Annotated in this window: 6 protein-coding genes; all 6 read right to left on the bottom strand. The window is 45.7% G+C overall.

The features are described from left to right. Window positions 1-288 precede the first annotated feature (288 nt). Window positions 289-1,146 (bottom strand): methylenetetrahydrofolate reductase [NAD(P)H], encoded by an 858-nt coding sequence (metF, locus tag H8704_RS09085; RefSeq protein ID WP_249298048.1) that lies wholly within the window; start codon window positions 1,144-1,146, stop codon window positions 289-291. A gap of 80 nt (window positions 1,147-1,226) precedes the next feature. After that, window positions 1,227-3,494, bottom strand: a complete 2,268-nt coding sequence (metE, locus tag H8704_RS09080; RefSeq protein WP_249298047.1) for a 5-methyltetrahydropteroyltriglutamate--homocysteine S-methyltransferase — start codon at window positions 3,492-3,494, stop codon at window positions 1,227-1,229. Between the two features lie 174 nt (window positions 3,495-3,668). Further along, window positions 3,669-4,568, bottom strand: coding sequence for a LysR family transcriptional regulator (locus H8704_RS09075; RefSeq protein ID WP_022465299.1), 900 nt, complete (start codon window positions 4,566-4,568; stop codon window positions 3,669-3,671). Between the two features lie 36 nt (window positions 4,569-4,604). Next, the gene (locus tag H8704_RS09070; RefSeq protein ID WP_022465300.1) at window positions 4,605-4,907 is read right to left on the bottom strand and encodes a Dabb family protein; all 303 of its coding nucleotides are present in this window, start codon (window positions 4,905-4,907) and stop codon (window positions 4,605-4,607) included. Window positions 4,908-4,929: 22 nt separating this feature from the next. Then, window positions 4,930-5,664 carry a pyruvate formate-lyase-activating protein gene (gene pflA / locus H8704_RS09065; RefSeq protein ID WP_249298046.1) on the bottom strand — a complete coding sequence of 245 codons (735 nt, stop codon included), beginning with the start codon at window positions 5,662-5,664 and terminating at the stop codon, window positions 4,930-4,932. Between the two features lie 220 nt (window positions 5,665-5,884). Beyond that, window positions 5,885-8,137, bottom strand: coding sequence for a formate C-acetyltransferase (gene pflB / locus H8704_RS09060; protein ID WP_249298045.1), 2,253 nt, complete (start codon window positions 8,135-8,137; stop codon window positions 5,885-5,887). Window positions 8,138-8,382 lie beyond the last annotated feature (245 nt).

Raw genomic sequence — 8,382 nt, 5'->3', positions numbered from 1 at the left:
TCTATCTGGCTACCATGGACATCACTAAAAAATGGACCGGACGCCGCAGGGACTGGTCCCAGATACGAGCCCAGCTGGAGATCTATTTTGAAGAACGGCTGGAAAAAGCAGAATTCTAGAGATTCTATTTGACATGTGCATTTATACCTGTATAATGCAGATAAGAGCAGAGAACCAAAATCTGGTCTCTGCTCTTAGTAACTATCAATAAAATCTTATGTCAGTTTTTTGAGTTTACACAAAACTTGAAACGGTCTCTTCGTAACACTCCGGCAAAAAGTTCAAAACTTAAATAATATTCCGAATCCCATCACAGATCCTGCGCGCCACCAGCGGATTATTCATGGTGTACAGATGGATCCCATCAATATCACTGACCAGCAGATCAATGATCTGGCTCAGTGCATAGGACATACCGGCATCAAACAGTGCCTTTTTATTATCCTCATATTTATGAATGATCCTCTGAAAACGTTCCGGAAAGGAGGCTCCGCACATAGTTACCATCCGTTTGATCTGGCGTGCATTGATCACCGGCATAATACCCGGAATGATCGGCACCTGGATCCCGGCGATCCGGCAGTCCTCCACAAACTTAAAAAACTGTTCGTTGTCAAAGAATAACTGGGACAATAAAACCTCCGCTCCGGCATCCACCTTTTCCCGGAGATGTCTCATTTCACGGATCTTATTTTCCGACTCCGGATGACATTCCGGATAACAGGCTCCCAAAAAACAAAAATCCTCCTTTGGTTTTAGATAACGGATCAGATCGGAAGCATGTTTAAAATCCTCTTTTTCCGGAATATCGGGATTGCGGTCCCCCCGGAGTGCCAGCACATTCTGGATGCCTTCCTCCGTGAGAACCCGTGCAAATTCATCGATTTCTTTTTTGTCATAATGAAGGCAGGTCAAATGAACGACAGGTTCCACGTGATACTGATTTTTGATCTTTTTGGCCAGTTCAATGGTACGGTTACAGTTCGAGCTGCCTCCCGCTCCAAAGGTCACACTGATAAAATCCGGATCACATTCACATAAAACCGCCAGTGTCTCATCTATATTTTCCAGATCCTCCGTCTTTTTCGGCGGAAATATTTCAAAGGATAAACTCTTTTTTTCGGAATAGATATCTGATATTTTCATTTCTTTGTCCTGCTTTCTTTTGTTTCTTTCCCTCTCTCATACGGAAAGGAATGGTTTCATTTGCTGATTTTTCCGTCATTCTACTTCTGTCGTATTTCTTTTGCCGCCGCTACCATATTACGAAGACTGGCATCGGTCTCCGGCACACCTCTTGTCTTAAGACCACAATCCGGATTGACCCAGAGCTTCTCCGGGCTGATCTTGGTCAGCATCCGCTCCAGTGCACGCACCATCTCCTCCACTGACGGCACTCGTGGAGAGTGAATATCATAAACGCCCGGTCCCACCTCTGTCTCGAAGTGATTCTCCCGCAATGCATCTAAGATCTGCAGATCGGAACGGGATGCCTCGAAGGTGATCACATCCGCATCCATATCATCAATGGCAGGGATAATATCCGTAAACTCACTGTAGCACATATGAGTATGAATCTGTGTCTCCGGCTTCACCCCGCTGTGGGTCAGACGGAATGCCGGGATTGCAAAATCAAGATATTCCGTATACCAGTCTGATTTTCGTAACGGAAGCTTTTCACGCAGAGCAGCCTCATCAATCTGGATCATCTTGATGCCACTTTTTTCCAGATCAAGCACCTCATCACGAATGGCCAGTGCAATCTGGGAAATAGATTCTTTGATAGAGATATCCTCTCTAGGGAAGGACCAGTTTAATATGGTCACAGGTCCGGTGAGCATTCCCTTCATAATCTTCTCTGTCTGGGACTGTGCATAGACAGACCATTCTACCGTAATCGGTTTTTCTCTGTACACATCTCCCCAGATGATCGGCGGCTTTACACAACGCGTACCATAGGACTGTACCCATGCCTTCTCGGTAAAAAGGAATCCTCCCAATGCCTCGCCAAAGTATTCCACCATGTCGTTTCGCTCATACTCACCATGCACCAGTACATCCAGTCCGATCTCCTCCTGCCACTTGACACATTCCGCGATCTTCTTCTGATTAAATGCCACATATTCTTCTCTTGTGATCTCCCCCCTGCGGAATGCAGAACGATTCGCCTTGACATCCTTTGTCTGTGGAAAAGAACCAATGGTTGTGGTCGGGAATTCCGGCAGACCGAGAACCTTTTTCTGCAGAGCCTGACGTTCACTCCGCTTTGGCAGTCTGGTATAATCCTGATCTGTGACCTTTGATAATCTCTCGGTGACCTCCTGCTTCTGACAATTTCTGTCTCCTGCAAAAAGTCTGCGGTTTTTCTGATATGCCGGGTTGTCCTGGCAGGATGTCTGATCTGCCAGTTCACTCAGCTCTTTTAATTCCAAAAGCTTCTCCTGTGCAAATGCAAAGTAAGCCTTATATTCTCCGGAAAGCTTCTCCTCATACTGCAACGTATACGGAACGTGAAGCAGAGAGCATGAAGTGGAGAGTACCATCTGAATTTCCTTATCCTTTAATTCTTTTAAAACAGACAGCGTTTTTTCATAATGATTTTTCCAGATATTTTTGCCATTGACCAGTCCCGCAAAAAGCACCTTCTCCTGTGGGAATCCATATCGCCCGATCAGATGACCGGTCTCTTTGCCTTCCAGAAAATCAAGACCGATTCCGTCAAATGGCATCCGGATCAGCTCCTGATAAATATCCCTGACATCTCCAAAATATGTCTGCAGCAAAATTTTACAGTTTCCCTTATCTGCCAGGATCTTGTCATAAATCCGATGGAATAATGCGATATCCTCCAGGCTCATATCCTGTACCAATGCCGGCTCATCAAACTGCACCCATGCAATCTGATCTTTTTTACATTTTTTCACAATATCCTGATATACCGTCACAATATCATCCACAAAATCACCGGCTGTTTTCTTTCCGGTATAACGGGTGAGCTTTAATATAGTATAGGCACCAATGATCACGGGCTTTGTCTCAATTCCCAGTGCCTTTGCTTCCTCGTATTCATCCCATGGTTTTGTTCCGGAAAGGGAAATTTCCGTGTCATCCTCAAGCTCCGGTACAATATAATGATAATTGGTATTAAACCATTTCTTCATGGCAAGTGCCTTCACGTCACCGGATTCCCCCTGATATCCTCTGGCAAGTGCAAAATATGTATCCAGCCCGGAAAGCTTCAGCTCCTGATATCTCTTTGGCACAATTCCCAGCAAAACTGCTGTGTCCAGAACCATATCATAAAACGAAAAATCATTACTGGAAATAAAATCAATCCCTGCTTTTTTCTGCGAGTTCCAATGCTGCTTCCGAAGTTCTGCAGCCGTCTGCAGTAATTCCTCCGCTCCGATTTCCTTCCGGAAATACTCCTCCGAAGCAAATTTTAATTCTCTTAAGCTTCCGATTCTTGGATAACCGATCACTGATGTCTTCATATTCGTCCTCCTTTTTTCGCAGACTGCCCGTACCCGATTGTTACACAGGCTCCTTCTGCTGCCAGATTTAATTTGTTCCTTATGATGACATCATTATACGTTTCCATTAGGCATTTGTATAATACATAAAAAATGGGTTGTTCATAGCTTTAAACTATATACAACCCATTTCGACTATCCCAAATACTTCCGCAACGCCTCCAGATATGTAGCTGCCAGTCTGCCGGGAACTGCTTTCCTATGAGTAATATAACCGATCCGCATATCTCCCTCGTCCTGCAGAGGCACCGCAATGATATCCTTACCGTTGAGCTTCTTATCGATCACACCGCTGCAGACGGTATACCCGTTCAATCCGATCAGCAGATTAAACAGCGTAGCCCGGTCTCTGACCCTGATGTTTTTCTTTCTTTCCGAAGTTGAAAATATCTCCTCCGAAAAATAAAAGGAATTGTGCTCGCCCTGCTCAAAGGACAGATACGGATATTCCTCCAGCTCCTGATTCGTGATCACCTGCCGGTCCGCCAGAGGATGCTTTCTGCTGATAAAAACATGGGGCTTTGCCACAAATAATTCGTGAAACTCCAGATCATTTGTTTTCAGGATCTTGCGAAGCACCGTCTCATTAAAATCATTCAAAAACAAGATTCCGATCTCACTTCTCATGTGAGCCACATCCTCGATGATCTCATAGGTCTGGGTCTCCCGGAGACTGAAATCGTACTCCTCCTGTCCATACTCCTTGATCAGATCTACAAAGGCATTGACCGCAAAGGAATAATGCTGTGTGGACACACAAAACTGCTTTTTTCCACCGCCGTTTCCCTTGTATTTGTCCTCCAGAATCGATGCCTGTTCTAACACCTGTCTTGCATACCCCAGAAACTCCTCGCCCTCCCCGGACAACAGAATTCCCTTGTTGGTTCTCTGAAAGATCACCAGATTCATTTCCTTTTCCAGCTCATGAATAGCATTGGTCAGACTCGGCTGGGAAATATATAATTTCTTTGCGGCCTCCGTGATGGTTCCTGTCTCAGCCACAGTAATCGCATATCGAAGCTGTTGAAGTGTCATATGATTTCTCCATTCTACACTCTTGTCATAGACTCATTATATCTCAAAATCCATACAGACTCTCGTCTTGGTATAAGGACGCACCTTGCTGTCCGCTACCTTTACATGCTCCGGATGAACCGCATATCCCTTCAGTGCCTCCTCATCTACAAGCGTAGTATCAAGCATCACATCTGCATTGGAGGATGCCAGCCCCTGCGTCTGTACATGTACCTCTGTCAGTCCCGGAACCTTGCCTGCAAGACCTTCCAGTCCCTCCTTGATCCCAGCCTTAACAGTCTGTTTCTCTTCTTCTGATAATTCATCCTTTAACTGCCACAAAATAATATGCTTTACCATTATACTTCCTTCCTCTCTATTTTTATATTCCGAGAATCTTCTCTGCCTTCTCTACTTCCTCCAGGGTCGGTGTCCGTACCCCCTCCAGTGGATAGACAATCCCCAGATTCTCCCATTTAAAAAGCCCCAGCGTATGATACGGCAGGATCTCCACGCGCTCCACGCTGGTCCACTGATCCAACTTCGCCCTGAGCGCCCGTAAGCCCTCCTCATCATCTGTCAGAGCCGGCACCAGTACATGACGGATCCACATGGCTTTGCCATGATCACTGAGCCAGTCTGCCAATGCCAGAATATTCTCATTGGTCTGCCCAGTCAGTGCTTTATGCTTCTCCGGATCCATTTCCTTGATGTCCAGCATTACCAGATCCGTAACCTCCATAAGCTTCTCAAATTTATCCATAAACTCCGGTGAATCCGGATCAAAAGGATTGGCACTGGTGTCCAGTGTGGTGTGGATGCCCTTCTCCTTTGCCAGCGTAAAAAGCTCTGTCAAAAAATCGATCTGCAGTAACGGCTCTCCGCCACTGACGGTCAGGCCGCCGTTGTCCTTCCAATAGCTTTTGTAACGATATGCCTTTGCAAATACTTCCTGAGCTGTCTTTTCCTCTCCTTCATCCAGCTTCCAGGTCTCCGGATTGTGGCAGTATTTGCACCGCATGCGGCAGCCCTGCAGAAACACCACATACCGCACTCCCGGTCCGTCCACCAGACCAAAAGTCTCCACGGAATGAATCCGCCCCTTTACCTGTCCCATGTTCTCTCTCCTTTTCCTGCAAACAGATCACTACTGACACCCACTGCATTTCTCAGCAGTCGGCTGCTCTCTGTCTGCCTCTCTTTTCTCTTTTATACAGCACAAACCTTGCGTCTCGGTTTTATTGTACACCAAAACGCAAGGTTTGTATGCATTTATTCTCACGAAGACAAGGGATTCGCTTTTCCCTGCTGCCCTCGCTTGTTTCTAAAATTTCTGACTACATCTGTGCATGGCAGGTTCTGGAAATAACATCCATCTGCTGCTCCTTAGTCAGATCAATAAACTTAACGGCGTAACCGGATACACGGATCGTAAAGTTAGCATACTCCTCTTTCTCCGGATGCTCCATTGCATCAATGAGCTTCTCCTTGCCAAATACATTGACATTAAGGTGATGTGCTCCCTGATCAAAGTAACCGTCCATAACCTGTACCAGATTTGTCTTGCGCTCCTCTTCCTCATGTCCAAGTGCGTCCGGATTGATGGTCTGCGTATTGGAGATACCATCCAGAGCCCACTCATAAGGGATCTTCGCAACAGAGTTAAGAGATGCCAGCAGACCATTCTGCTCTGCACCATAGCTTGGGTTTGCTCCCGGTGAAAGTGGCTGTCCTGCTTTTCTGCCGTTTGGCATAGAGCCGGTTGCCTTACCATAAACCACGTTCGATGTGATCGTAAGGATAGATGTCGTCGGCTCAGAACGACGATAGGTATGATGCTTCTTGATCTTCTCAAGGAAGGTACGGAGCAGCCATACACCGATCTCATCGGCACGGTCATCATCATTACCATATTTAGGGAAATCACCCTCTGTCTCATAATCTACGGCAAGTCCGCTCTCATCACGGATCACCTTAACCTTTGCGTACTTGATCGCACTCAGAGAATCAATTACATGAGAGAAACCTGCAATACCTGTGGCGAAGGTACGGCGTACATCCGTATCGATCAGTGCCATCTGGGCTGCCTCATAGTAATATTTATCATGCATATACTGGATCAGGTTCAGTGTATTTACATAGATATCTGCAAGCCAATCCATCATTGCATCATACTTCTCCATAACCTCATCATAATCAAGGTACTCAGAAGTAATTGGCTGATACTTTGGTCCAACCTGTACTTTATTCTTCTCGTCAACACCACCGTTGATCGCATAGAGGAGACATTTTGCAAGGTTTGCTCTGGCGCCGAAGAACTGCATCTCCTTACCGGTCTGTGTTGCAGATACACAACAGCAGATTGCATAATCATCACCCCATACAGGCTTCATGACATCATCATTCTCATACTGGACAGAGCTGGTCTTGATGGAGATGTTTGCTGCATATCTCTTGAAGTTCTCCGGAAGATCGGAGGAGTAAAGTACCGTGATGTTTGGCTCCGGAGCAGGTCCCATATTCTCCAGGGTATGAAGAACACGATAATCTGTCTTTGTCACCATATGACGACCGTCTACACCGATACCGGCAAGATCGATAGTAGCCCATACCGGATCTCCGGAGAAAAGCTCGTTGTAAGACTTAATACGTGCAAACTTGACCATACGGAACTTCATGGTCATGTGATCGATGAGCTCCTGTGCCTCTTTCTCTGTCAGTGTGCCGTTCTTTAAATCTCTCTCAATATAAATATCAAGGAATGTGCAGACACGGCCGATACTCATTGCAGCACCGTTCTGTGTCTTAATAGCAGCAAGATAACCGAAATAAGTCCACTGAACAGCTTCTTTTGCATTCTTTGCCGGCTCAGAGATATCGTAACCGTAAATGGCTGCCATCTCCTTCATTCCCCTGAGGGAATTGATCTGCTCCTGCAGCTCCTCACGAAGACGGATCACTTCACCTTTCATGCTTCCGCTTCCGCAGACTGCCTTATCCGCTTCCTTCTCTGCGATCAGATGATCGATACCGTAAAGAGCAACTCGACGATAATCACCTACGATACGTCCACGTCCGTATGTATCCGGAAGACCTGTGATGATCTTGTTCTTGCGGACTGCTCTCATCTCCGGTGTATAAGCATCAAATACACCCTGGTTATGTGTCTTATGGTACTCAGTAAAGATCTTATGAAGCTCCGGATTTGGCTCATAGCCATACATCTTCAGAGACTCCTCTGCCATCTTGATACCACCGTAAGGCATGAATGCACGCTTTAACGGCTTATCTGTCTGGAGACCAACAATCTGCTCCAGATCCTTTAAATCCTCGCTGATATATCCTGGTCCGTGGGAGGTCAGAGACGATACAATATCCGTGTCCATATCAAGGACACCGCCCTTTGCACGTTCCTCCTTCTGCAGCTCCTGCAGCTTGCCCCAAAGCTTATCGGTTGCTTCGGTTGGTCCCTCCAGAAATGACTCATCTCCATCATATGGAGTATAGTTATTCTGGATAAAATCACGGACATTGATTTCTTCTTTCCAGAGACGTCCTTCAAATCCGTCCCATTCTTTAAAATTTACCATTTCGTCTTTTCCTCCTTAATGTTGTCTCATTTCACTTGTAGTATTACACTGCCTATTTTCTCTAAAAAGTCCCCTTTTGTCAACAAACAGTTTTTAACATAACCTACACTAACATTTTTCAATCTCTATGACAAGACTGCTATTGACGGTTTTTATTCAATAACATGTTCTTTTACAGCGAAACTTTCTCTTTTATTTTGCCGCTCAACGGGAGGATTCTTTTACCATATCGGTTGGAAACTATC

Source organism: Jutongia huaianensis, assembly GCF_014384985.1.
GTDB lineage: Bacteria > Bacillota > Clostridia > Lachnospirales > Lachnospiraceae > Jutongia > Jutongia huaianensis.
This window is presented reverse-complemented; position numbering and strand designations above follow the sequence as displayed.

Excerpts from the sequence above, each read along its gene's own strand:
- H8704_RS09075 (WP_022465299.1), bottom strand. The coding sequence starts at position 4,568 with ATGACACTTCAACAGCTTCGATATGCGATTACTGTGGCTGAGACAGGA.
- metE (WP_249298047.1), bottom strand. The coding sequence starts at position 3,494 with ATGAAGACATCAGTGATCGGTTATCCAAGAATCGGAAGCTTAAGAGAA.
- metF (WP_249298048.1), bottom strand. The coding sequence starts at position 1,146 with ATGAAAATATCAGATATCTATTCCGAAAAAAAGAGTTTATCCTTTGAA.
- pflA (WP_249298046.1), bottom strand. The coding sequence starts at position 5,664 with ATGGGACAGGTAAAGGGGCGGATTCATTCCGTGGAGACTTTTGGTCTG.
- pflB (WP_249298045.1), bottom strand. The coding sequence starts at position 8,137 with ATGGTAAATTTTAAAGAATGGGACGGATTTGAAGGACGTCTCTGGAAA.
- H8704_RS09070 (WP_022465300.1), bottom strand. The coding sequence starts at position 4,907 with ATGGTAAAGCATATTATTTTGTGGCAGTTAAAGGATGAATTATCAGAA.